Genomic DNA, 22,774 nt, shown 5'->3' on the forward strand with positions numbered 1-22,774 from the left:
CGACCCGCACCGGGGTCGCCGGTCGCGCGCGTCTGCGTGGACGTGCCGCTGGCGCACCTGGACCGCCCGTTCGACTACCTCGTGCCGGCCGAGCTGGACGAGGTGGCGGTGCCCGGCACCCGGGTCAAGGTGCGCTTCGCGGGACAGTTGGTCGACGGCTGGCTGCTGGCGCGGGCGGACGACTCCGGGCACACCGGCCGGCTCGCCTACCTGGAGAAGGTCGTCTCGTCCGAGCCGGTGCTGACGCCCGAGGTCGCCGGCCTGGCCCGCGCGGTCGCCGACCGGTACGCGGGCAACCTCGCCGACGTCCTCCGGCTCGCCGTGCCACCCCGGCACGCCCGCGTCGAGAAGGAACCCCACGACGAGGAGTCCACGCCGGCGACCGTGCCGGGGGAGACCGTCGATCCGAGGGGATGGCGGGACTATCCGGCCGGGCCGGCTCTGCTGCGGGCGCTCACCGACGGCCGGCCGGCCCGTGCGGTCTGGTCGGCGCTGCCCGGCGAGGACTGGGCCGCCCGCTACGCGGACGCCGTTGCGGCCACCGTCGCCGGTGGGCGCGGGGCCGTGGTCGTGGTGCCCGACGCCCGTGATCTCGACCGCCTCGACGCGGCGCTGACGGACGTGTTGGGCCCGGGGCGGCACGTCACCCTCTCGGCCGCGCTCGGGCCGGCCCGGCGCTACCGGGCGTTCCTCACCGCCCGCCGCGGGCAGGTGCCGGTGGTCATCGGCACCCGGGCGGCGATGTTCGCCCCGGTGCGCCGGCTCGGTCTCGTCGCCGTCTGGGACGACGGGGACGACCTGCACTCCGAACCCCGCGCGCCGTACCCGCACGCGCGGGACGTGTTGCTCACCAGGGCGCAGCTCACTGACGCCGCCGCGCTGGTCGGCGGGTACGCGCGTACGGCCGAGGCGCAGTTGCTACTGGAGACCGGCTGGGCCCGCGAGGTGGTCGCCGACCGGGCGACGGTGCGGGCGCGGATACCGGCCATCGCGCCGACCGGCGACGACCCGCAGCTCGCCCGCGATCCCGGTGCGGCCACCGCCCGGCTGCCCAGCCTGGCCTGGACGGCCGCCCGTGACGCGCTCCGCGGCGATCTGCCGGTGCTCGTGCAGGTGCCCCGCCGTGGCTACCTGCCCTCGGTCTCCTGCGCCGACTGCCGCACCCCGGCCCGCTGCGCGCACTGCGCCGGGCCGCTCGCGCTGCCGTCCGCCGGTGGCACCCCCGTCTGCCGGTGGTGCGCCCGGGTCGCCGCCGCGTACGCCTGTCCCCAGTGCGGCGGGCGGCGGCTGCGGGCGGCGGTGACCGGCGCCCGGCGTACCGCCGAGGAGCTGGGCCGGGCGTTTCCCGACGTGCCGGTGCGGACCTCGGGACGTGAGGAGGTCCTGACCGACGTGCCCGGCACGGCTGCCCTGGTCGTTGCCACGCCCGGTGCCGAACCGGTCGCGGCGGGCGGCTACGGCGCGGTGCTGCTGCTCGACTCGTGGGCCCTGCTGACCCGGGCCGACCTGCGCGCCGGTGAGGAGGCGCTGCGCCGCTGGCTGGCCGCGGCTGCCCTGGCCCGCCCGGCGCCGGCCGGCCGCGTGGTGGTCGTCGCCGACGGCGCGCTCGCCCCGGTGCAGGCGCTGCTGCGCTGGGACGCCGCCTGGTTCGCCGACCGGGAGCTGGCCGAGCGCCGCGAGCTGGGCTTCCCGCCGGCCGTACGGATGGCGAGTGTCACCGGCCCGGCGGAGGCGGTTGCCGACCTGCTCGCCGCCGCGCAACTCCCCGCCGACGCCGAGGTGCTCGGGCCGGTGCCGGCCGACGAGGGGCGCGAGCGGATGCTCCTGCGGGTGCCCCGCGCACGGGCCGCCGCGCTCGCCGAGGCCCTGCACTCGGCCGCCGGACTGCGTGCCGCCCGCAAGGCCGCCGACCCGGTTCGTCTCCAGGTCGATCCGCTGAGCCTGTTCTGACCGTTTTCCGGGTGGTGGCGGGCCGACGCGGCGGCCGCTGCCCGCACACCGCGTCCGGCGGTGCGCTGGCGGCGAGGTGGTAGCATCGCCCGTCATGCTCGGGCGATGTCGATGATGTCAGGAAGCCGGTTATCAGGGGTGGACCAGTCGTGACCGTTCGACAATCTATCGTCTTCAACGGCGACCTCGGCAGCGGTAAGAGCACCGTGTCGGTGGAGATCGCCAAGCGGCTCGGGATGCGCCGGGTCAGCGTGGGTGACCTCTACCGGGAGATGGCGCAGCAGCGGCAGATGACCGCCCTGCAACTCAACCTGCACGCCGAGCTGGACCAGGCCGTCGACGGGTACGTCGACCAGCTCCAGCGCGACATCGCCGCCTCCGGCGAGCACCTGATCATGGATTCGCGGCTGGCCTGGCACTTCTTCACCGACGCGCTCAAGGTGCACATGATCACCGAGCCGGGTGAGGCGGCCCGCCGGGTGCTGGCCCGCCCGTCCGGCCCGGCGGAGAGCTACACCTCGCACGACGAGGCCAAGGCGAAGCTCCGCGAGCGCAGCGCCAGCGAGCGCAACCGGTTCATCCTTCGCTACGGGGTGGACAAGGCGCGGCTGCGCAACTACGACCTGATCTGTGACACCACCCGGGCCTCCGCCGCCGAGGTGGTCGAGCACATCATCGCCGCGTACGAGGGCACGCTCGGCGCCGACGTGCTGCGCGACGGTCCGCCGCTGCTGCTGTTGGACCCGGCCCGGATCTACCCGACCGAGGACATCGCCACCCTGCGCGGGCTCTGGGACAGCGAGTTCGTCGGCGACGTGGCCGAGGCCGGCGACGAGTCGTTGGAGCCGCTGAAGATCGGCTTCTCCGGGGAGTACTTCTTCGTCGTCGACGGGCACCGTCGGCTCAGCGCGGCCCTGCAGAACGGTTTCACCCTGGTCCCGGCCCAGTTGGTCGCGGAGGTCGACGAGCCGGTGGTCGGCGGGATGAGCGCCGTGGACTACTTCGCCGCGCAGGTACGGCCCGACCTGGTCTACGACTGGGAGGCGGCCCACAAGATCCACCTGCCGTTGCCGGAGCCGTCGTTGCTCGGCGGCGACGCCGTGCTCGCCGCGGACACGGGCGTCGGCGCCTAGGCGGAGCCCCAGCGCGGCACCGGGCCGGCGCGCGGGATGCGCACCGGCCCGGCTGTCGGGTTGGACGATGGTCGTGCGGAGGCGTCAGCCCAGGACGACTCCGGAGGCGCCGACGCCGGCCATGCCGGAGAAGATGTCCTCGTAGTAGAACCGCCAGGCACACACCCGCCCGGTCGGAACGTAGCCGGTACACGCCGTCGAGGTGTTGGTGTCGTCGATGGCGGTGTTGGTGCCGGTCGCCCAGACCTGGAGGGTGTTCGCCGGGTTCACGATCTCCACGGGTCCGCCGCTGTCGCCCTGGCCGACGGCGTTGGTGTGGGCGGTGTTCTCGGCCTGCACCTGACCGCAGACCGTGCCGAAGTTGCGCACGTTGATGCACAGGTTGCGGGCCTTCACCTGGATCGAGCACCGGGTGCCGGAGTACGCGCCGGAACTGCACACCCAGTTGCCGACCTGGCTGGCCTGCGCGCCGATCACCTGGTTGCTGAACTCGCTGACCACCGCGCCGGCCGCGTCCGTGCTGTTGTTGAAGACCCGGCCGCCCCCGGAGCCCGCGATGAGCAGCGTGTCGCTGCTGACGTTGCGGCTGATGACGGTGCCGATGGTCTGCCCGGTCGGGTCGGCCGCGACGACGTTGAGGTTGGCGCAGTGCGCGGCGGAGAGCACCCGAGTCACCCCGCCCGCCCAGACGCCGAAGCCGGTCGAGCAGCCGCCACCGGTGGAGGTGTTGCGCCACGCGGCGCCACCCCACCAGGGCGGCGAGTCGTCCCACCGGGTGGCGGGAGCGGCGGCGACGCCGGTCTGGACGGTGACCGGCACGCCGGCGAGGGCCGTCGCGCCGAGCAGTCCGCTCTGCGTACCCACGAGCAGGCCGGCGCCGTCGGCGCGCGGCCCGACCGTCGTGATCTTGTCACCGGCCGAGGCGCGCAGCTTGTCGGCCGCGGCCATCAGCTCCCGCTGCGAGTACGCGGCGGGCAGCACCGTCGTCGCGACGGTGGCCCGGGCGTTGGCCACCAGGCGGGCCGGCGGCTCGCCCTTCCAGTAGACCTGGAGGTGCCGCGTGGTGGGATCGGCGACGATCCCGGCGAAGCCGGAGTTCGCGCTGCGCTGCGCGGCGTTGGTGATCTGGGCGGCGGCGGTGTTCATCCGCTCCTGCAACGTCAACAGCTCGGACCAGGAGGCGAAGCCGCCCGGCACCGCGGTGCTGTCGACGAACGATCCGGTGGTGGCGGCCTTGCCCTTCGGCGCGGCGGTGGCCGACGTGGCGGTCACGCCCGTGACGAGCAGCGTGAGGCCGAAGGCGGCCACGGCGACGCGACGCAGCATCGACGTGGACCGTCGGGCATTCGGGTGTGGACGGATCATCTGTACCCCTTCCCCAGGGTTCGTGGTGCGGGCCGGGCCCGCTCCAGGACGGTGGCACGGGACGTCCGTTCCGGACGGCGATCCTGGACGGGATTGGACACGGTCGGACACCGGCGGACGCCGAAAGGTCCGATGTGAACTGTCAGACATCGGCGGTCTCCTATCTCACTGACGGTGGCCGCAACTAGCCTGCCCGTGTCGGCATCCGGGGCGGCCGGGTGACCGGGAGGGGGGTGGGGGCCGCATGTCCGACCAGTGGGTTCCTCCTGGCGTTCGATCCAGGTCGCAGGAGTCGCCCGAGGCGTGCGAGGTGGCGCGCCGCGCCGTCGCCGCGCAGACCCTGCAGGACCTGGCCGGGCTGCTCCGCCAACTGCGCCGTCGCGAGGCGCGGCAGCAGGGCGAGACCCGGCTGACATACCGCCAGCTGGCGGCGAAGACCGGCTGGTCACGAGGCATCATCGGGGAGTACTTCGCCGGCAACGTGCTGCCGCCGCCGGAACGGTTCGACGCCCTCATCCGATTGCTCGGGGCGAGCCCCACCGAGCAGGGCGTGCTGGCCACCGCGCGGGACCGGATCGAGGAGCGACGCCGCCGCCCGACCGGTGACCACGCGACCGACGTACGGCCGGGCGCCGGAGCGGCGCGCACCCGCGGCGGCGGCACACGGGCCACCGCCGGGTCGAACCGCCTGCCCGTACCCCGCCAACTGCCCCCGGCACTGCCCGGATTCGTCGGACGTGCCGCCCAGCTCGCCCAACTCGACGCCGCCTGTGCCGGTCCGGACGCCTCCGACGACGACGGCATGGCGCCCGCCCGGGTGGTGACGCTGTCCGGTACGGCCGGGGTCGGCAAGACCACCCTGGCGGTGCACTGGGCGCATCGGGTCGCCGATCGCTTCCCGGACGGTCAGCTCTACGTCGACCTGCGGGGCTTCGACTCCACCGGAACGGTGGTGACGGCTGTCGAGGCGATCCGGGGCTTCCTCGAAGCCCTCGAGGTGCCGCCCGAACGAATCCCCACGCACCTGAGCGCGCAGGTGGGTCTGTACCGCAGCCTGCTCGCCGGCCGTCGGATGCTGGTGCTGCTGGACAACGCCCGCGACGCCGAGCAGGTCCGGCCGCTGCTGGCCGGCAGCCCGACCTGCCTGGTCCTGGTCACCAGCCGCAACCGCCTGGCCGGTCTGATCGCCGCCGAGGGCGCCCGGCCGCTGGGCGTGGAGCTGCTCAGCGCCGCCGAGGCGTGGCAGCTGCTGGCCCGCCGACTCGGCGCGGACCGGCTGGCCCTCGAACCACGGGCCGTGGACGAGATCATCGAGCGGTGCGCGCGGTTGCCGCTGGCGCTGGCGGTGCTCGCCGCGCGGGGCGCGGCGAACCCCGCGTTCCCCCTGGCCAGTCTCGCCGCCGAGCTGCGCAGGGCACCCCGCCCGCTGGAGTCGTTCGACGCCGGTGACGCCGGCACCGACGTCCAGGCCGTCTTCTCCTGGTCCTACCAGAGCCTCACACCTCCGGCCGCACGGCTGTTCCGGCTGTTCGGCTGCCACCCGGGTCCGGACATCGGCGTGGCGGCGGCGGCCAGCCTCGCCGGGCTGCCCCGGGACCAGGCGCCCCGGCTGCTCGCGGAGCTGGCCCACGCGCACCTCGTCACCGAGCACGCGCCCGGGCGGTTCGGCGCGCACGACCTGCTCCGGGCGTACGCCGCGCAGCAGGCCGAACGATTCGAGCCGGAGCCGGCCCGGCGGGCCGCGATCCGGCGCGGACTGGACCACTACCTGCACACCGCCCACGCGGCCGCCCTGCTGCTGCAACCGGGCCGGGATCCGGTCACGCTGGCCCCCGCCCCACCCGACGTGGCGCCCGAGGAGATCACCGACCACGGTCAGGCGCTCGCCTGGTTCACCACCGAGTACCCGGTGCTCCTGGCGGCGGTCGCGCACGCCAAGCACATCGGGTTCGACGGCCACGCCTGGCAGTTGGCGTGGACGCTTGTGGACTTCCTGCAACGCCGGGGGCGATGGCCGGACCTCGCCGACGCCCAGCGGACCGCCCTGGCCGGGGCCCGCCGGGCGGGAGACCGGCTCGGGCAGGCGAACGCCCACCGCGACCTCGCCCGGGTGCTGTCCCGGCTGGGCCGGATCGACGAGGCGGCGACCAACTACCGGCAGGCCCTGGCGATCTTCGGGGCGTTGGGCGACCACACCGGGCAGGCGCGTACCCACCGGGCGTTCGGCGCGATGCTCGACGGCCTCGGCCGGCACGCCGAGGCGTTGGAGCACGGGCAGCGGGCGCTGGCGCTGTACCGTGACGCCGGTCACCTCGCCGGGGAGGCGAGCGCCCGCAACGCGGTGGGCTGGGCGCACGCCCAGCTCGGCCAGTACGCCCCGGCGCTCACGCACTGCGGGCAGGCGCTGACGTTGCTGCGCCGCACCGGTGACCGGCACGGCGAGGCGAACACCTGGGACAGCCTCGGCTTCATCCACGCCCGCCTCGGTGAGCACGCCGAGGCGATCCGCTGTTACGGGCGTGCGCTGCGGCTCTACCGGCGGATCAGCGACCGTTACGACGAGGCGGACACCCTGTCCCGGCTCGGCGAGAGCAGGCAGGCGGCGGGGGACACCGTCGGCGCGGCGCGGACCTGGCGGCGTGCCCTGCGCATCCTCGACGACCTCGGCCATCCCGACGCCGAGCGGGTCCGTGCCCTGCTGGCCCGGGCCGCGCCCACGGAGGCCGGGTCCGTGACGCCGGGCACACCGGCGGTGGCCGATCGAGGTACGCCGGCCGGCGCGCTGCCGGGTACTCCGTAGACTGGTACGGCACCGCCCGCCCTACGAAGGAGCCGTCCCGCGTGACCGTCCAGCCCATCCGTCTGTTTGGGGATCCGGTGCTGCGCACGCCGGCCGATCCGGTGGTCGATTTCGACGCCGAGCTACGTCGGCTCGTCGCCGACCTCACCGACACGATGCGGGAGCAGAACGGCGCCGGTCTGGCCGCGCCGCAGCTCGGCGTGAGCCTGCGGGTGTTCACCTTCGACGTCGACGACGTGCTCGGGCACCTGATCAACCCCGTGCTGGAGTTCCCCGACGAGGAGGAGCAGGACGGCCCGGAGGGCTGCCTGTCGATCCCCGGGCTCTACTTCGACACCAAGCGCCGGCAGAACGTCGTCGCCAAGGGCTTCAGCTCGTTCGGCGACCCGATGCAGATCGTCGGCAGCGGTCTGATGGCGCGCTGCGTGCAGCACGAGACCGACCACCTCGACGGGGTGCTCTTCCTGGACCGACTGGACGCGCAGGGGCGCAAGGAGGCCATGAAGGCGATCCGCCAGGCCGAGTGGTACGACGGTTCGGCCCCGCCCACGGTCAAGCTGAGCCCGCACATCAGCGACCCCTTCGGTCTGGGGCGGTGACCCGGATGCGTGTGATCTTCGCCGGTACGCCGGCCGTGGCCGTCCCCGCCCTCGCCGCCGTCGCGGCGTCCCGACACGAGCTGGTCGCCGTGGTCACCCGACCCGACGCGCCCGCCGGCCGGGGGAGGGGCCTGTCCCGCTCCCCGGTGGGCGCGTGGGCCGACGAGCACGGCGTGGAGGTGCTCACGCCGGCCCGACCCCGCGACCCGGAGTTCCTCGACCGGCTGCGCGCGCTCTCCCCGGACTGCGTGCCGGTGGTGGCCTACGGCGCGCTGGTGCCGCCGTCCGCGCTGGAGATCCCCCGGCACGGTTGGATCAACCTGCACTTCTCGCTGCTGCCGGCCTGGCGTGGGGCCGCGCCCGTGCAGCACGCGGTGCTGCACGGCGACGAGCTGACCGGGGCCAGCGTCTTCCAGCTGGAGCAGGGCCTGGACACCGGGCCGGTCTACGGCACGCTGACCGACGAGATCCGCCCCGCCGACACCTCCGGCGACCTGCTGGAACGCCTCGCCGACAGCGGCGCGGGGCTGCTCGTGGCGGTCCTCGACGCGATCGCCGACGGCACCGCCCGCGCCGAGCCGCAGCCGGCCGACGGGGTGTCCCTGGCGCCCAAGCTGACCGTGGAGGACGCCCGGGTCCGCTGGGGCGACCCGGCCTTCGCGGTGGACCGGCGCATCCGCGCCTGCACGCCGGCGCCCGGCGCGTGGACGACCTTCCGCGACGAGCGGGTGAAGCTCGGTCCGGTGGTTCCGGTGGCCGACGACCCGAACCTGAAACCGGGGGAGTTGCTGGTGGAGAAGACCCGGGTGCTGGCCGGTACGGCCACCGGGCCGGTGCGCCTCGGCGAGGTCCGCGCCGCGGGCAAGCGTGCCATGGCGGCCACCGACTGGGCGCGCGGCGCCCGCGTGAGCGCCGGCGAGGCCCTCGCGTGACGGCCCCGGAGGGAACCCGTCCGTTCCGGGGCGGTCCGTCGACCGGCCGTGGTGGCGACCGGCGGCCGGCCCGGCCTCCGCTCGACCGGCCGCGACGCGCGGCGTACGAGGCGGTGGCCGCCGTGCACCGCGACGACGCCTTCGCCAACCTGGTGCTGCCCACCATCCTGCGCGAGGAGGGGTTGTACGGCCGCGACGCCGCCTTCGCCACCGAGCTGACCTACGGCACGCTGCGCCACCTGGGCACGCTGGACGCGATCCTCAGCGACGCGGCCGGCCGGGACGTGGCCCGGATCGACCCGCCGGCACGCGACGCGTTGCGGATCGGGGCGTACCAGCTGCTGCACACGCGGGTGCCCGCGCACGCGGCCGTGTCGTCGACCGTGGACCTGGTCCGCTCGGTCGCGCCGGGCGCCGCCGGGTTCGCCAACGCGGTGCTGCGCGAGGTGTCGACCCGGGACATCGACGCGTGGGTGGTCAAGCTCGCCCCGCCGATCGAGACCGACCCGGTCGGGCACCTGGCGCTGGCGTACAGCCACCCGCAGTGGATCGTGCGGGCTTTCTCCGAGGCGCTCGGCGGTGACCTGGGCGAGACGGCACGACTCCTCATCGAGGACAACGAGCGTCCCCCGGTGCACCTGTGCGCCCGGCCCGGGTTGATCGACCCGATCGAGCTGGCCGACGCGGTCGGCGGGGCGCCCGGCGCCTTCTCCCCGTACGCCGTCTATCTGCCTGGCGGCGCGCCCGGCGACGTGCCGGCGGTGGCCGACGGCCGCGCCCACGTCCAGGACGAGGGCTCCCAACTGGTGGCCGCCGCGCTCGCCGACGCGCCGCTGGACGGCCCGGACGGGCGCTGGTTGGACCTCTGCGCCGGCCCCGGCGGCAAGGCCGGGCTGCTCGGCGCGCTGGCCGCGCAGCGGGGCGCCCGCCTGACCGCCGTGGAGGTGGCCGAGCACCGGGCCCGCCTGGTGTCCCTGGCGACCCGCGATCTTCCGGTGACCGTGCTGACGATGGACGGCCGTGAGGTCGGCGGCGACCCGAAGCTGCCGGAGGGCCACTTCGACCGGGTGCTGGTGGACGCGCCGTGCACCGGGTTGGGCTCGCTGCGTCGGCGGCCCGAGTCGCGCTGGCGGCGGCAGCCGTCGGACCTGCCGCCGCTGACCCGGCTGCAACGCGAGCTGCTGGGGGCCGCGCTGCGGGCGGTCCGGCCGGGCGGGTTGGTCGCCTACGTGACCTGCTCGCCGCACACCGTGGAGACGCACGTGACGGTCACCGAGGCGGCCCGCCGCAGCGGTGTGGCGGTGGACTTCGTCGACGCCCGACCGTTGCTGCCGGCCGGCATGCCCGGTCTGGGTGACGGTCCCACCGTGCAACTCTGGCCGCACCGGCACGGCACCGACGCGATGTTCCTCGCCGTCCTGCGCAAGGGCTGACCGCTGTCGGGCGCACGGGCTGAACACGACACCGCACCCGGCCGATCCGGCCGGGTGCGGTCGTCACAGGTCGGGGTCAGGTGACCGGGAGGCCCTTGGTGCCGGCGTTGCGCATCGAGCGGGTCAGGTTCCGGTCGCTGATCCACAGGAAGCACTGCACCCCACGGTTGCCGTTCTTCCACTCCTGCTCGTACGGCTGGTAGTAGATCGTTCCGGCGCGGAAGTCGAGCTTGGAGTCGTCCGGCACCTTGGCGTACTTGGCGGTGACCGACTGGCACGCCCGGTGGGTGCGCTTGGTGGTGCGGTTGAACTCCGCGTAGCTGATGTCCGGGGCCTGCCAGATGCCGACGAACTCGGCGTGGTGCTTCGCCGTGCAGGACACCGGCGTCATCGCCTCGATGTCGTCCTTGACCAGCTTCGGGTTGAAGCAGCGGTAGGCCAGCGGGGCCGCGCCGGTCAGCGCACCCCGCAGGCTGCCGGTGCGCAGGTCGACGGCGGTGTCGTCGATGCTGGCGATCTCGGTGACGTCGCAGCGGTACCAGCGGGCGCCGCCGGCCCACGCGGGCGCCGACGGCAGCACGACGGTCAGTCCGAGGCGTCCGGAGCGCCAGTCGCCGCCGACCGCCTTGGTGACCTCCTTCTCGCAGCCGGCCTGCGCGGCCCGCATGCCCTCGGAGCCGGGGGGCGGCGTGGTGCCGCGCTGGGCGCCGGGACCGGTGAGGGTGCCGACGTGGATGGTCTCCACCCGGTGCGCCTCGCTGCACTCCATCGGGTTGTAGCCGCTGAGGAAGCCGACCTGCTGGGAGGAGTGGTGGCAGACTCCCGCGGCGGGGACGAACTGCTGCGCCGCCACGGGCGCCGGCCAGTCGTCGGTGAGGTTCCGGTCCACTCCGGCGGGCGTGCCACAGCCGGTGAGGATCAGGGCCACCACCGCGCCTCCGGCAATCGCCGTCAACCACCGTCGCATCTTCGACCTCCCGCCGCCGGTGACCTCCGGTCGACCCCCAGCCGGCCGGTAGCGCCCCGGCGCAGCAGCATACGGCACCGTAGCTCAGATCGCGGGTAGTCCCTCGGGGCCGGCGCCGCGCATCGAACGGGTGAGTTTGCGGTCGTCGCTCCACAGGAAACACCGCACCCCGCGATCACCCTCCTCCCACTCCCGTTGCGACGGTGGGTAGTAGATGGAGCCGGCCCGGTACGGCAATTCACTGTTGTTGGGCACGGCCACGTACGCGGCGATCAGCGCCATGCAGCGTCGGTGCGCCTGCTCGCCCGCGCGGGCGAAGGCCGCCCAGGTCATGTCCTTCTCCTCGTAGACGCCGACGAACTCGGCGCGGTGCGGCTCGGTGCAGAGCACCGGGGCCATGTAGTTGAGGTTGTCGCCGATCAGCTTGGGGTCGAAGCAACGGTGGGTCAGCGGGCTGTCGCCGATCAACGCGCCACGCAGGCTGCCGACGCGGTTCACCGGGCGGGTGTTGTCGATGCTGTCGGTCTCGCTGAGGTCGCAGCGGAACCAGCGCGCGCCGCCGGTCCACGCCGGCGCCGAGGGCAGCGAGAGCGTCAGGGTGAGCCGGGCTGTGTGCCAGTCGCCGCCGAGCACGTCCCGGGCCCGCTGGTCACACTCGGCGCGGGCCGCGCGCAGGGCGGTCGAACCCGGGCCCGGCCGGGTGCCGGCCCGCGCGGCCGCGCCGGTGAACGTGCCGACGTGGATCGCCTCGGCGAGGTGGCTGCGGGCGCAGTCCACGGTCTCGTACGTGCTGGCCTGCACGACCGAGGTGATCCGGGGCAGGCAGGTGTCGGTGGCCGGGGTGAACGGTCGGGGCACCCGCAGGTCCGGCCAGTCGTCGGTGAGATCACCGTCGGCGCCTCGTGCCGGCGCGCAGCCGGACAGCAGCATCGTCGTGACGCCGACCAGCGCCAGCGCTGCAAGCCACCGTCGCATCGTCCGCCCTCCCGGGAGCTGGCGACCGGTCGCCGCGCCCCGCGGCGCGACCCCGGCGGGCGTGCAGCCTACGGCACCGTCCCGCTTGGAGTGTCGTCGCGTTTGGGTCGATCGGCCAGCCACTGATGTCTGTTCGTCCGGAATCGATGGCCCGGACCGGCTCATTCTGCACTACTGGTCACTGCTGGATCACAGCGTGTCGGAGTTGGTGCCGTGCTGCGGGCGGCGGGTGACCGCGTTCGTACACTGGCCCCGTGACCGTACCGCCGCCAATCGTCGCGCCGAGCATCCTGGCCGCCGATTTCGCTCGCCTCGCCGAAGAGGTCCGTGCCGTCGAGGACGCCGCGGACTGGTTGCACGTGGACGTGATGGACAACCATTTCGTACCCAACCTGACCATCGGGCTGCCCGTGGTGCAGAGCCTGCGGGCCGCCACCACGATGCCGTTCGACGTGCACCTGATGATCGACGACCCGCGTCGGTGGGCGCCCGGGTACGCCGACGCCGGGGCATACAACGTCACCTTCCACGCCGAGGCGGCCGACGACCCGGTTGCCCTGGCCAAGGACCTGCGCTCGGCCGGCGCGAAGGCCGGACTGGCCATCGACCGGGACACCCCGATCGAGCCGTACCTGGACCTGCTGCCCAGCTTCGACACCCTGTTGATCATGACGATCAAGGCGGGCTTCGGCGGGCAGCGGTTCATCCCGCAGCTGTTGGACAAGGTTCGCGCCGCCCGCCGGCACGTCAACGCCGGGCACCTGGAGCTGCGCATCGAGGTGGACGGCGGGATCGCCGCCGACACCATCGAGCAGGCGGCGGCAGCCGGCGCCGACGCGTTCGTGGCCGGCACCGCCGTCTACGGCGCCGCCGACCCGGCGGAGGCGGTACGGCACCTGCGGGCGTTGGCGGAACGCGCGGCGCCCGAGGCCTGAGATGGAGCCCGAGGCCGACCGCAAGGACGTCATCCTCGTCGTCGACGACGACGAGGACATCGCCCGGTTCGTCGAGTTCAACCTGCGGCTGCACGGCTTCGAGGTGATCCACGCCAGCGACGGTCAGGAGGCGCTGGAGGTCATCGAGCGGCAGCGGCCGGACCTGGCAGTGGTCGACCTCATGATGCCCCGGATCGACGGCCTGGAGCTGACCCGGCGGCTGCGCGCCGACCCGATGACCTCCGCCCTGCCGGTGATCATGTTGACGGCCAAGGGGATGACCGTGGACAAGGTCCACGGCCTCAGCGCGGGCGCGGACGACTACCTGGTCAAACCGTTCGACACCGCCGAGCTGGTGGCCCGGGTCTCCTCGACGCTGCGCCGCAACAAGGAGTTCCGGGAGGTCTCCCCGCTCACCGGACTGCCCGGCAACAGCCGCATCCGGCGGGAGATCAGCGACCGGGTCCGGCAGGGGGTGGACTACGCCGTCGGCTACATCGACATCGACCGGTTCAAGAGCGTCAACGACCGGTACGGCTTCGTCCGGGGCGACGACTTCATCTCCGCGTTGGCCCGCAGCCTGCACCGTGCCGTGGTGGCGGTGGGTCTGCCGCCGGCCTTCCTCGGCCACGTCGGCGGCGACGACTTCGTGATCGTCTGCGCGCCCGACCAGGTCCGCCCGCTCACCTCCGGGGCCGTGATCGACTTCGAGAAGTCCGCCGACACCCTCTACGACGCGACCGACCGTGAGCGCGGCTTCGTCGAGCTGAAGGACCGGCGCGGCAACATCCGCCGGGCGGCCCTGGTCACGCTCTCGATCGGCGTCTCGCTGTCCGACGCCGGCAAGCGGTTCACCGACCCGCTCGAGGCGATCGCGGTGGCCTCGGAGATGAAGACGGTCGCCAAGAGCCAACCGGGGTCGTACGTCGCCGTGGACCGGCGGCGCGGTGTCACCTGACGCGTGATCCCGCTGTGAAGTAGCTCGCCTGAATAACGACACGCCGGGTTCGGCGTGTAAGACTGCGAAGTACCCACCACGCGCTGGCGGGACTCGGTGAAATTCCGAACCGGCGGTGATCCACGGTCCACCCGTGGTCAGCCCGCGACCCGGACGGCTCTGCCGCCCGGTGGACCTGGTGAAAATCCGGGGCCGACGGTTGGGTGCGGCTCGTCCGCGCCCAGACAGTCCGGATGGGAGACAGCGCGCGGGACGGACGGGTCGAGCCGGCCGCTGGCGTCAGCGTGCCGTGCCGCCCTCCCGGGACGGCTGTGCCGTACCCGGAATCCGCCGCCGCCTGCCCGCGGTCCATACCGCCTCCCTGACCGCCCGCGCGATGAGGCGAGTGAGAGGGCAGGACAGGGCGATGGCCAGCGTCTCCGTCGACGAGGCGATGCGGCGTGCGATCGAGCTGGCGGCGCGCGGGCTGGGCACCACCAGCCCCAACCCGGTGGTCGGGTGCGTGCTGCTCGACGCGGACGGCCAGGTCGTGGGTGAGGGATTCCACGCCTACGCGGGCGGACCGCACGCCGAGATCGTCGCGCTGGCCCAGGCCGGCCGGCGCGCCAAGGGCGGCACCGCGGTCGTCACACTGGAACCCTGCGACCACACCGGCCGCACCGGCCCCTGCAGCACCGCGCTGGTCCAGGCCGGCGTGGGCCGGGTGGTCATCGCCGTACCGGACCCGAACCCGGTGGCCACCGGCGGCGCCGCCACGCTGCGCTCCGCCGGGGTCCAGGTGGACCTGGGGGTACGCGGGGAGGAGGCCGAGGCCGGGAACGTCGCCTGGCTGACCTCGATGCGCCGGGGCTGGCCGTACGTCATCTGGAAGTACGCCGCCACCCTCGACGGCCGGTCGGCCGCCGAGGACGGCACCAGCATGTGGATCACCTCGGAGGCGGCCCGGATCGACGTGCACGCGCTGCGCGGCACGGTCGACGCGGTCATCGCCGGGGTGGGCACCGTGCTCGCCGACGATCCGCGTCTGACCGCCCGCAACCTGCGCGACGGCAGCCTGGCCATCCGGCAGCCGCTGCGGGTCGTGGTGGACAGCTCGGGGCGTACCCCGGTGGACGCCCGGGTCCGCGACGGCGCCGCGCGGACGTGGATCGCGACCGCCGCCGAGGTCGGCGCCGACCCGGACGGCCGGGTGGACCTGGCGGCGCTGCTCGCGGCGCTGCACCAGCGCGGCGTCCGCGCGGTGCTGCTGGAGGGCGGGCCCCGGCTGGCCGGCGCGTTCCTGGCCGCCGGCCTGGTGGACAAGATCGTCGGGTACGTCGCGCCGCGGCTGCTCGGCGCCGGCCCCGCCGCCCTGGTCGACGCGGGAGTGACGACCATCGCTGAGGCCATCGATCTGGAACTCGTCGACGTTACGCAGGTCGGTCCGGATCTCCGGATCACCGCTTTGCCCCGAAAGAGGGAGGGCTGACATGTTCACCGGCATTGTCGAGGAATTGGGCGAGATCGTGCGCGTCACGGCCACGGCGGGCGATTCCGCGCTGATCGCCGTGCGTGGCCCGCTGGTCACCTCCGACGCCCGCCACGGTGATTCCATCGCCGTGAACGGTGTCTGCCTGACCGTCGTGGACGCCACCGACGGTGTCTTCACCGCCGACGTCATGGGCGAGACCCTGCGCCGCTCCGCGCTGGGCGCGCTGCGCCCAGGCGACCCGGTCAACCTGGAACGGGCCGCCGCGCTGGGCAGCCGCCTCGGGGGGCACCTCGTGCAGGGCCACGTCGACGGCGTCGGCGAGCTGCTCTCCCGCGAGCCGGCCGAGCAGTGGGAGACCGTACGGTTCCGTCTCCCCGCCGACCTCTCGCGCTACGTGGTGGAGAAGGGCTCGATCACCATCGACGGCGTGTCGCTGACCGTGGCAGCCGTCGACGTCGACGAGTTCGCCGTCGGGCTGATCCCGACCACCCTCAAACTCACCACCCTCGGCGCGAAGAGCGTCGGCGACCCGGTCAACCTCGAGGTCGACGTGGTGGCCAAGTACGTCGAGCGGCTGCTGGGCAGTCGGCTCGCCGAGACCGGCGAGGTGGCCTGATGGGCGCCCTCGGCTGGCTCCTCGACGCCCAGGTGCAGGTGGGCGGCTCGGCGGTACTGGTCCGGGAGATCGTCGGCAACGCGTTCGGCCTGATCTCGGCGCTGCTCGGGCTGCGCCGGCTGGTCTGGGCCTGGCCGGTCGGCATGATCGGAAACGCGCTGCTGTTCACCGTCTTCCTCGGCGGGGTGTTCGCCACCCCGCAGGCCCACGACCTCTACGGGCAGGCCGGTCGGCAGGTCTTCTTCTTCGCGGTGAGCGTCTACGGGTGGTGGCGCTGGCAGCGCAACCGTCGGGCCGATTCCCAGCACGCCGCGGTGCTGCCGCGCTGGGCCACCGGGCGGGAACGGCTCGCCATGCTGCTGGCCGCCGTCGTCGGCACCGCCGCGGCGTACCCGCTGCTCAAGGCGCTGGGCTCCTGGGGTCCCCTGCCGGACGCCTGGATCCTCACCGGCAGTCTGCTCGCCACCTACGGCATGGCCCGCGGCTGGGTCGAGTTCTGGCTGGTGTGGATCGCGGTGGACGCGGTCGGCGTGCCGCTGCTGCTGCGCGGCGGGTTCTACCCGTCGGCGGCCATGTACCTGATCTACGGCGCCCTCTGCGCCTGGGGCTTCGCCGCCTGGTGGCACACGTCGCGCGTCACCCGTCCGGCCGCCACGCTCCCGCCCACCTACACGGAGGCCGTCGCATGAGCGAGCACAGCGAGCGAATCATCAGGTCAAGCGCCATGGTGCCTCATGACGCCACTGCTCACAGTCCGACCCCCGGCCGAGGCCGCGTGGCCCTCCCGGTCCAGACCGACCCGGCCGGGGCTCGGACCGTTCGGCGAAGCGGAGTGGTGGCATGAGCAGCTTCGCCGATATCGAGCAGGCGATCGCCGAGATCGCGGCCGGACGGCCGGTCGTCGTGGTCGACGACGCCGACCGGGAGAACGAGGGCGACCTGATCTTCGCGGCCGAGCTGGCCACACCGGAGCTGATGGCGTTCATGGTGCGCTACACCTCCGGGTACGTCTGTGTGGCGTTGACCGAGAGCGAGGCCGACCGCCTCGACCTGCCGCCGATGCACCACACCAACCAGGACCGGCGCGGCACCGCGTACACGGTGACGGTGGACGCCCGGGAGGGCGTCAGCACCGGCATCTCCGCCGCCGACCGCGCGCACACCAGCCGGTTGCTCGCGGGGGCGGCGACCGACCCGACCGACCTCGCCCGGCCCGGGCACATCGTGCCGTTGCGCGCCCGCGAGGGCGGGGTGCTGCGCCGCCCCGGGCACACCGAGGCGGCGATCGACCTGACCCGGTTGGCCGGGCTGCGCCCGGCCGGCGTGCTCTGCGAGCTGATCAACGACGACGGCACCATGATGCGGCTGCCCGACCTGGAGAAGTTCGCCGCCGAGCACGGCCTCATGCTGGTCACCATCGCCGACCTGATCGCCCACCGGCGGCACACCGAGAAGCAGGTCGAGCTGGTCGCCGACGCCCGGATGCCCACCCGGCACGGCGTGTTCCGGGCGCTGGGCTACCGCGCCGAACACGACCCGGCCGAACACGTCGCGATGGTGATGGGCGACCTCGGCGACGGCCAGGACGTGCTGGTGCGGGTGCACTCCGAATGCCTCACCGGTGACGTGTTCGGCTCACTGCGCTGCGACTGCGGGCCGCAGTTGGACGCCGCCCTGGCCCGGGTCGCCCGTGAGGGCCGGGGGGTGGTGCTCTACGTGCGCGGGCACGAGGGGCGCGGCATCGGGCTGCTGCACAAGCTCCAGGCGTACCAGTTGCAGGACCTGGGCCGCGACACCGTCGACGCCAACCTCGACCTGGGCCTGCCGGCCGACGCCCGCGACTACGGCACGGGCGCGCAGATCCTCTACGACCTGGGCGTGCGCTCGATGCGGCTGCTCACCAACAATCCGGCCAAGCGGGCCGGGCTGGAGGGCTACGGGCTCACCATCACCGGCCGGGAGAGCCTGCCGGCCGGCGCGCACCCGGAGAACCTGCGCTACCTGCGCACCAAGCGGGACCGGATGGGTCACCTGCTGGACGAGCTGGACGAGGTGTCCGAGGCGCCGCTGGGGCGTCCCGTCGCCAACGACGAGATCGGAGCATGACGATGGCGGGATTCGGTGAGCCGGGAGTCGACGCGGTGGACGCCGCCGGGCTGACCGTCGGCGTGGTGGCCGCGCGGTGGCACGGTGACCTGACCGACCACATGCTGGAGCGCGCGGTGGCCGCCGCCGAGGCGTGCGGGGCGCGATCCGTGGTCGCCCGCGTCGCCGGCTCGGTCGAGCTGCCCGTCGTCGCGCAGGCCCTCGCCCGCCGCTGCGACGTGGTGGTCGCCCTCGGCGTGGTCGTGCGCGGCGCGACCGCCCACTTCGACTACGTGTGCCGGTCGGTCACCGACGGTCTGACCCGGGTGGCGCTGGACGAGGGCAAGCCGGTCGCGCACGGTGTGCTCACCGTGGAGACCATCGAGCAGGCCCGGGACCGGGCCGGCCTGCCCGGCTCGGCGGAGGACAAGGGCTGGGCGGCGACCGTCGCGGCGCTCGACGCGGCGCTGGCCGTGCGTGCCGTCGCCGCCGGCAACGCCCAGCGGGTCGGTTTCGGCGGCTGACCCGCTCGGCCCGTCCCCGGTGGCGGCCGGGCACCCGGTGGCGCCCGGACCCACGGCGGCGGCCGTCCGGTCTCAGAGCCGGCCGGCCTCGATGATCCGGCGCAGGAACTGCCGGGTCCGTGGCTGCGTCGGCTCGCCGAGCACCTGCTCCGGCGGCCCGCTCTCGACGACGCGCCCCGCGTCGAGGAAGCACACCTCGTCGGCGACCTCCCGCGCGAAGCCCATCTCGTGGGTGGCCAGCACCATGGTCATCCCGTCGGCCTTCAGGTCCCGGATCATCGTCAGCACCTCGCCGACGAGTTCCGGGTCCAACGCCGAGGTGACCTCGTCGAGCAGCATCAGCCGGGGCGAGTTCGCCAGCGCCCGGACGATCGCCACCCGCTGCTGCTGCCCGCCGGAGAGCCCGTCCGGGTAGGCGTGCGCCTTCGCGCCCAGCCCCACCCGGTCGAGCAGGTCGCGGGCCTGGGCCTCGGCCTCGGCACGGGCCCGCCGGTGTACGCGCCGGGGCGCGAGGGTGATGTTGTCCAGCACGCTCAGGTGCGGAAACAGGTTGTACGCCTGGAACACCATCCCGATCCGCCGGCGTACCCGGTCGGCGTCGACCCGGGGGTCGGAGATGTCCTCCCCGTCCAGCTCGATCGTGCCGTCGTCGATGTCCTCCAGCAGGTTCACGCACCGCAGCAACGTGGACTTGCCCGACCCGGACGCCCCGATCAGCGCCACCACCCGGTGCTCGGCGACCGTCAGGTCGAGCCCGTCCAGCACGACGTGGCCGGCGAACTCCTTGCGCAGCCCCCGGCAGCGCAGCAGCGTCATGGTCAGCCTCCCGACTGGCGGCGGGCCGAGCGCAGCGTCACCCAGTCGGTGACCGCGATCAGCGGGATCGCGAGCAGCACGAACAGCACGCCCGCCACGATGTACGGCGTGTAGTTGAACGTCTGGGCGGTGGCGATCTGGGCGGCCCGGACCGCGTCGATCGGACCGGCGAGCGAGACCAGCCCGACATCCTTCTGCAGGGCCACCACGTCGTTGAGCAGCGGTGGCGCCACCCGCCGGACGGCCTGCGGCAGCACCACGTGCCGCATCGTCTGCCGGTAGGTCAGGCCCAGCGAACGGGCCGCGGCGAGTTGGCTGGGGTGCACCGACTCGATGCCGGCCCGGAACACCTCGGCGAGGTAGCCACCGTAGGTGAGCACCAGCGCGAGCCCGCCCAGCACCAGCACCGACGGCATGCCGCGCAGCCGCAGCCCGGGCACGCCCAGGGTGAGCAGGTAGAGCACGATGATCAGCGGTAGGCCGCGGAACGTGTACGTGTAGCCGGCGGCAAGCGCGCGGACCGGGAAGAAGATCGGGCCGCGCAGCGTCCGCAGCACGGCGATCACCAGCCCGAGCAGCAGGGCCCCGGCCGCGCAGCAGACCAGCAGCCGTACGTTGAGCCAGAGCCCGTCCAGCACGGCCGGCACCGCGTCGGCGGCGATCCCCGGGTCCAGGAACGACTGCCGTACCCGGTCCCAGCCCGGCGCGCCGGTCACCGCGACGACCAGCAGGGTGCCGAGCGCCGCCGTGGAGGAGGCCGCGACGAGCACGCTGTAGACGGTCTGTCGACGCCGGTACGCCGCTCGCCGCACCTGCGCCGCCGAGGGGGTGTGCTCCGGTGGCGCTACGGACGGGGTGGTTTCCCGCGGCGTCACGTCAGCTCGGTCGCGCCCGCCACCTGCGCGAGCCACTTCTGCTCCAACTGCTTCAGCGTGCCGGCCTCGCTGAGCTGACCGACCGCGCCACTCACACAGCGGGTCAGCGGCGAATTCTTGTCCAGCAGCAGCCCGAACACCTCCGGCACGCCGACCTGCGGCACCTGACCGACGATCACCGCGTCGGTGATCTCCGCGCCGGTGATGTAGAAGGCCGTCGGCAGGTCCACGACGAGACCGTCGATCTGCCCGTTCTGCAGGGCCTTCTTGGCGTCGTCGTTGCTGTTGTAGACCTGCGGCTTCGCGGTCGGCTTGATGACGTCGGTGATCGCCTGGTAGCTGGTCGTGCCGACCTGGGCGCCGAGCTTGGCGCCCTTCAGGTCGGCCATGGTCCTCTTGCCGGCGATCTTCGACGACTTGAGCGCGATGACGGTCTGCCGCACCAGGTAGTACGGCGCGGAGAAGTCCACCGCCTGCTTGCGCTCGTCGGTGACCGAGAACTGGTTGATGTCGAAGTCGAAGGTCTTCGCCCCGGGCGCGATCGCGGTGTCGAACTTCACCCGCGTCCAGGTGACGTCACCCCGGGCGTAGCCCAGCTTCTCGGCCACCGCGTACGCGACGGCGGCCTCGAAACCCTCGCCGTTCTCCGGCTTGTCCTGCCGGAACCACGGCTCGTAGGCCGGCTGGTCGGTGGCGATGGTGAGCTTGCCCGGCGTACGGGTGGGCAGGTTGTCCTTGGCGCAGGACGGCGCGGCGGTGACGGTGGGCGTCGGTTCGTCCTGTGGCGCGCAAGCGGCGACGGCGCCGACGACGGCGCCGACGAGGGTGAGCGCGAGCAGACGTGAGCGGCTGGCCATGGCGGACAGCGTAAAGCTCCACGGCCATCGATCGAAGATCTTCCCACCGCGGCGACAGGGAATTGTCCGCCTGCTGGGTTCGGCCCGACCCGGACGTCCGGTGGCGGCCCGGCGGCTGGAAGAATCGTTCCCCGTGAAGACGTTCGAGGAGTTGTTCGCCGAGCTGCAGGCCAAGGCCGCCGCCGGCACCCCGGGCTCGGGCACCGTCGCCGCTCTGGACAAGGGCGTGCACTTCATCGGCAAGAAGGTCGTCGAGGAGGCGGCCGAGTCGTGGATGGCCGCCGAGCACGAGGGGCCCCAGCGCACCGCCGAGGAGATCTCCCAACTGCTCTACCAGGTTCAGGTGCTGATGCTCGCCAGCGGTCTCGAGCTGAAGGACGTCTACCGACATCTGTGAGTGCGCCCCGTCGTTGATCAGATTCGATCGAAGGAGCACTCCGTCATGCTGCGTGTCGCCATCCCCAACAAGGGCACCCTGGCCGAGCCGGCCGCCCAGATGCTGCGCGAGGCGGGCTACCGCCAGCGCACCGACCCCAAGGACCTCGTCTGCCGGGACGAGGCCAACGACGTCGAATTCTTCTACCTGCGTCCCAAGGACATCGCCACCTACGTCGGCTCCGGTGATCTCGACCTCGGCATCACCGGCCGCGATCTGCTGATCGACTCGGCCGCGCCCGCCGAGGAGGTCGTCGACCTCGCCTTCGGCCGGGCCACCTTCCGGTTCGCGGCCCGCCCCGACGACATCGCCTCCGTGCAGGAGCTGGGTGGGCACCGGATCGCCACCGCGTACCCGGGGCTGGTCGAGCGGCACCTCGACGAGGCGGGCGTCAAGGCCGAGGTGATCCGTCTCGACGGCGCCGTGGAGAACGCCGTACGCCTCGGGGTCGCCGACGTGATCGCGGACGTCGTGGAGACCGGCGCGACGCTGCGTCAGGCGGGCCTCGTGGTGTTCGGCGAGCCGCTGCTGCTCTCGTCGGCGGTGCTGGTACGCCGTGCCGGCGCGCCGGCCCACGCGCAAGCCGAGCAGTTGCTGCGCCGCCTGCACGGCGTGCTGGTGGCCCGCCGTTACGTGATGCTCGCCTACGACGTGCCGGCCGGTCTGCTGGACCGGGCCAGCGGGTTGACCCCCGGCATCGAGTCGCCCACCGTGTCGCCGCTGCACCGCGAGGGTTGGGTGGCCGTGCAGGCCATGGTGCTCAGCGACGACGTGCACCGGATCATGGACGAGCTGTACGACCTGGGCGCCCGCGCCATCCTGGTCACCAACATCCACGCCTGCCGCCTCTGACGGCTGGTTGATCCACCCGACATCGCGAAAGTGGGGGTGTCCGGCCGCGCGGGTCACCCCCACTTCGCCGACCTCGGGTGGATCACCGCTGTCCTGCGCCGGCGCGGTGCAGGAGGTCCGCCCGGCGCCCGGCGCGACGCCGTCCGGCGTCCCGCGTCCGGCTTCCCGGAGGCAAGATCGCGCTCGATCCAGGAT

Annotated in this window: 21 protein-coding genes and 1 riboswitch; of the genes, 15 read left to right on the plus strand and 6 right to left on the minus strand. The window is 73.5% G+C overall.

All coding sequences use genetic code 11. The features are described from left to right. The first annotated feature begins 36 nt into the window (after window positions 1-36). Together ACTFTM_RS12585 and ACTFTM_RS12590 are read left to right on the plus strand one after the other, a co-directional pair. Window positions 37-1,950, plus strand: coding sequence for a primosomal protein N' (locus ACTFTM_RS12585; RefSeq protein ID WP_449565958.1), 1,914 nt, complete (start codon window positions 37-39; stop codon window positions 1,948-1,950). Window positions 1,951-2,099: 149 nt separating this feature from the next. Continuing rightward, complete coding sequence (locus tag ACTFTM_RS12590; RefSeq protein WP_449565959.1) at window positions 2,100-3,083, plus strand: AAA family ATPase; 984 nt, start codon at window positions 2,100-2,102, stop codon at window positions 3,081-3,083. 84 nt (window positions 3,084-3,167) lie between these two features. Here the strand turns inward: ACTFTM_RS12590 and ACTFTM_RS12595 are convergent, their stop codons facing one another. After that, complete coding sequence (locus ACTFTM_RS12595; protein WP_449565960.1) at window positions 3,168-4,448, minus strand: hypothetical protein; 1,281 nt, start codon at window positions 4,446-4,448, stop codon at window positions 3,168-3,170. Between the two features lie 310 nt (window positions 4,449-4,758). Between ACTFTM_RS12595 and ACTFTM_RS12600 the strand changes: the two genes are divergently transcribed. Genes ACTFTM_RS12600 through ACTFTM_RS12615 form a run of 4 tightly spaced genes read left to right on the plus strand, consistent with a single transcriptional unit; the run spans window position 4,759 to window position 10,212 of the window. After that, entirely contained in the window at window positions 4,759-7,248 is a 2,490-nt protein-coding gene (locus ACTFTM_RS12600) for an ATP-binding protein (RefSeq protein WP_449565961.1), read from the plus strand. Between the two features lie 41 nt (window positions 7,249-7,289). Further along, window positions 7,290-7,847 carry a peptide deformylase gene (def, locus tag ACTFTM_RS12605; protein WP_355053093.1) on the plus strand — a complete coding sequence of 186 codons (558 nt, stop codon included), beginning with the start codon at window positions 7,290-7,292 and terminating at the stop codon, window positions 7,845-7,847. A gap of 5 nt (window positions 7,848-7,852) precedes the next feature. Continuing rightward, on the plus strand, window positions 7,853-8,779 hold the full coding sequence (fmt, locus tag ACTFTM_RS12610) for a methionyl-tRNA formyltransferase (protein ID WP_449565962.1): 927 nt from the start codon (window positions 7,853-7,855) through the stop codon (window positions 8,777-8,779). Further along, on the plus strand, window positions 8,776-10,212 hold the full coding sequence (locus ACTFTM_RS12615) for an RsmB/NOP family class I SAM-dependent RNA methyltransferase (RefSeq protein ID WP_449565963.1): 1,437 nt from the start codon (window positions 8,776-8,778) through the stop codon (window positions 10,210-10,212). Before fmt ends, ACTFTM_RS12615 begins: the two co-directional genes overlap by 4 nt. A gap of 76 nt (window positions 10,213-10,288) precedes the next feature. On the opposite strand, the gene ACTFTM_RS12620 is transcribed toward ACTFTM_RS12615, so the two are convergent. Together ACTFTM_RS12620 and ACTFTM_RS12625 are read right to left on the minus strand one after the other, a co-directional pair. Further along, complete coding sequence (locus tag ACTFTM_RS12620; RefSeq protein WP_449565964.1) at window positions 10,289-11,179, minus strand: septum formation family protein; 891 nt, start codon at window positions 11,177-11,179, stop codon at window positions 10,289-10,291. Window positions 11,180-11,263: 84 nt separating this feature from the next. After that, a complete protein-coding gene (locus ACTFTM_RS12625) occupies window positions 11,264-12,154 on the minus strand; it encodes a septum formation family protein (RefSeq protein ID WP_449565965.1) in 891 nt (296 codons plus the stop codon). 254 nt (window positions 12,155-12,408) lie between these two features. On the opposite strand from ACTFTM_RS12625, the gene rpe reads away from it, so the two are divergent. From rpe to ribH, 7 genes are all read left to right on the plus strand, one after another. Next, window positions 12,409-13,089 carry a ribulose-phosphate 3-epimerase gene (rpe, locus tag ACTFTM_RS12630; RefSeq protein ID WP_396802311.1) on the plus strand — a complete coding sequence of 227 codons (681 nt, stop codon included), beginning with the start codon at window positions 12,409-12,411 and terminating at the stop codon, window positions 13,087-13,089. A 1-nt stretch (window position 13,090) separates the two neighbouring features. After that, entirely contained in the window at window positions 13,091-14,047 is a 957-nt protein-coding gene (locus tag ACTFTM_RS12635) for a GGDEF domain-containing response regulator (protein WP_449565966.1), read from the plus strand. A 78-nt stretch (window positions 14,048-14,125) separates the two neighbouring features. Continuing rightward, window positions 14,126-14,296: riboswitch (FMN riboswitch) on the plus strand. A 157-nt stretch (window positions 14,297-14,453) separates the two neighbouring features. After that, complete coding sequence (gene ribD, locus ACTFTM_RS12640; protein ID WP_449565967.1) at window positions 14,454-15,515, plus strand: bifunctional diaminohydroxyphosphoribosylaminopyrimidine deaminase/5-amino-6-(5-phosphoribosylamino)uracil reductase RibD; 1,062 nt, start codon at window positions 14,454-14,456, stop codon at window positions 15,513-15,515. A 1-nt stretch (window position 15,516) separates the two neighbouring features. Then, complete coding sequence (locus tag ACTFTM_RS12645; RefSeq protein WP_449565968.1) at window positions 15,517-16,134, plus strand: riboflavin synthase; 618 nt, start codon at window positions 15,517-15,519, stop codon at window positions 16,132-16,134. Beyond that, window positions 16,134-16,823, plus strand: coding sequence for a nicotinamide riboside transporter PnuC (pnuC, locus tag ACTFTM_RS12650; protein WP_449565969.1), 690 nt, complete (start codon window positions 16,134-16,136; stop codon window positions 16,821-16,823). The genes ACTFTM_RS12645 and pnuC overlap by 1 nt, the downstream gene beginning before the upstream one ends. 151 nt (window positions 16,824-16,974) lie before the next feature. Next, window positions 16,975-18,240 (plus strand): bifunctional 3,4-dihydroxy-2-butanone-4-phosphate synthase/GTP cyclohydrolase II, encoded by a 1,266-nt coding sequence (locus ACTFTM_RS12655; protein WP_449565970.1) that lies wholly within the window; start codon window positions 16,975-16,977, stop codon window positions 18,238-18,240. A 2-nt stretch (window positions 18,241-18,242) separates the two neighbouring features. Continuing rightward, window positions 18,243-18,743, plus strand: coding sequence for a 6,7-dimethyl-8-ribityllumazine synthase (gene ribH, locus ACTFTM_RS12660; RefSeq protein ID WP_449566620.1), 501 nt, complete (start codon window positions 18,243-18,245; stop codon window positions 18,741-18,743). 72 nt (window positions 18,744-18,815) lie between these two features. On the opposite strand, the gene ACTFTM_RS12665 is transcribed toward ribH, so the two are convergent. From ACTFTM_RS12665 to ACTFTM_RS12675, 3 genes are read right to left on the minus strand one after another with little or no spacing between them, the layout of a single operon-like run. After that, window positions 18,816-19,559, minus strand: a complete 744-nt coding sequence (locus ACTFTM_RS12665) for an amino acid ABC transporter ATP-binding protein (protein WP_449565971.1) — start codon at window positions 19,557-19,559, stop codon at window positions 18,816-18,818. 2 nt (window positions 19,560-19,561) lie between these two features. After that, window positions 19,562-20,434 carry an amino acid ABC transporter permease gene (locus ACTFTM_RS12670; protein WP_449565972.1) on the minus strand — a complete coding sequence of 291 codons (873 nt, stop codon included), beginning with the start codon at window positions 20,432-20,434 and terminating at the stop codon, window positions 19,562-19,564. Next, window positions 20,431-21,291 (minus strand): ABC transporter substrate-binding protein, encoded by an 861-nt coding sequence (locus ACTFTM_RS12675; RefSeq protein WP_449565973.1) that lies wholly within the window; start codon window positions 21,289-21,291, stop codon window positions 20,431-20,433. Before ACTFTM_RS12675 ends, ACTFTM_RS12670 begins: the two co-directional genes overlap by 4 nt. A 133-nt stretch (window positions 21,292-21,424) precedes the next feature. On the opposite strand from ACTFTM_RS12675, the gene ACTFTM_RS12680 reads away from it, so the two are divergent. Both ACTFTM_RS12680 and hisG read left to right on the plus strand, forming a co-directional pair. Beyond that, the gene (locus ACTFTM_RS12680; RefSeq protein WP_089016570.1) at window positions 21,425-21,688 is read left to right on the plus strand and encodes a phosphoribosyl-ATP diphosphatase; all 264 of its coding nucleotides are present in this window, start codon (window positions 21,425-21,427) and stop codon (window positions 21,686-21,688) included. Between the two features lie 45 nt (window positions 21,689-21,733). Continuing rightward, a complete protein-coding gene (hisG, locus tag ACTFTM_RS12685; RefSeq protein WP_449565974.1) occupies window positions 21,734-22,579 on the plus strand; it encodes an ATP phosphoribosyltransferase in 846 nt (281 codons plus the stop codon). Window positions 22,580-22,774: the final 195 nt, after the last annotated feature.

It is taken from the genome of Micromonospora sp. RB23, from assembly GCF_053585025.1.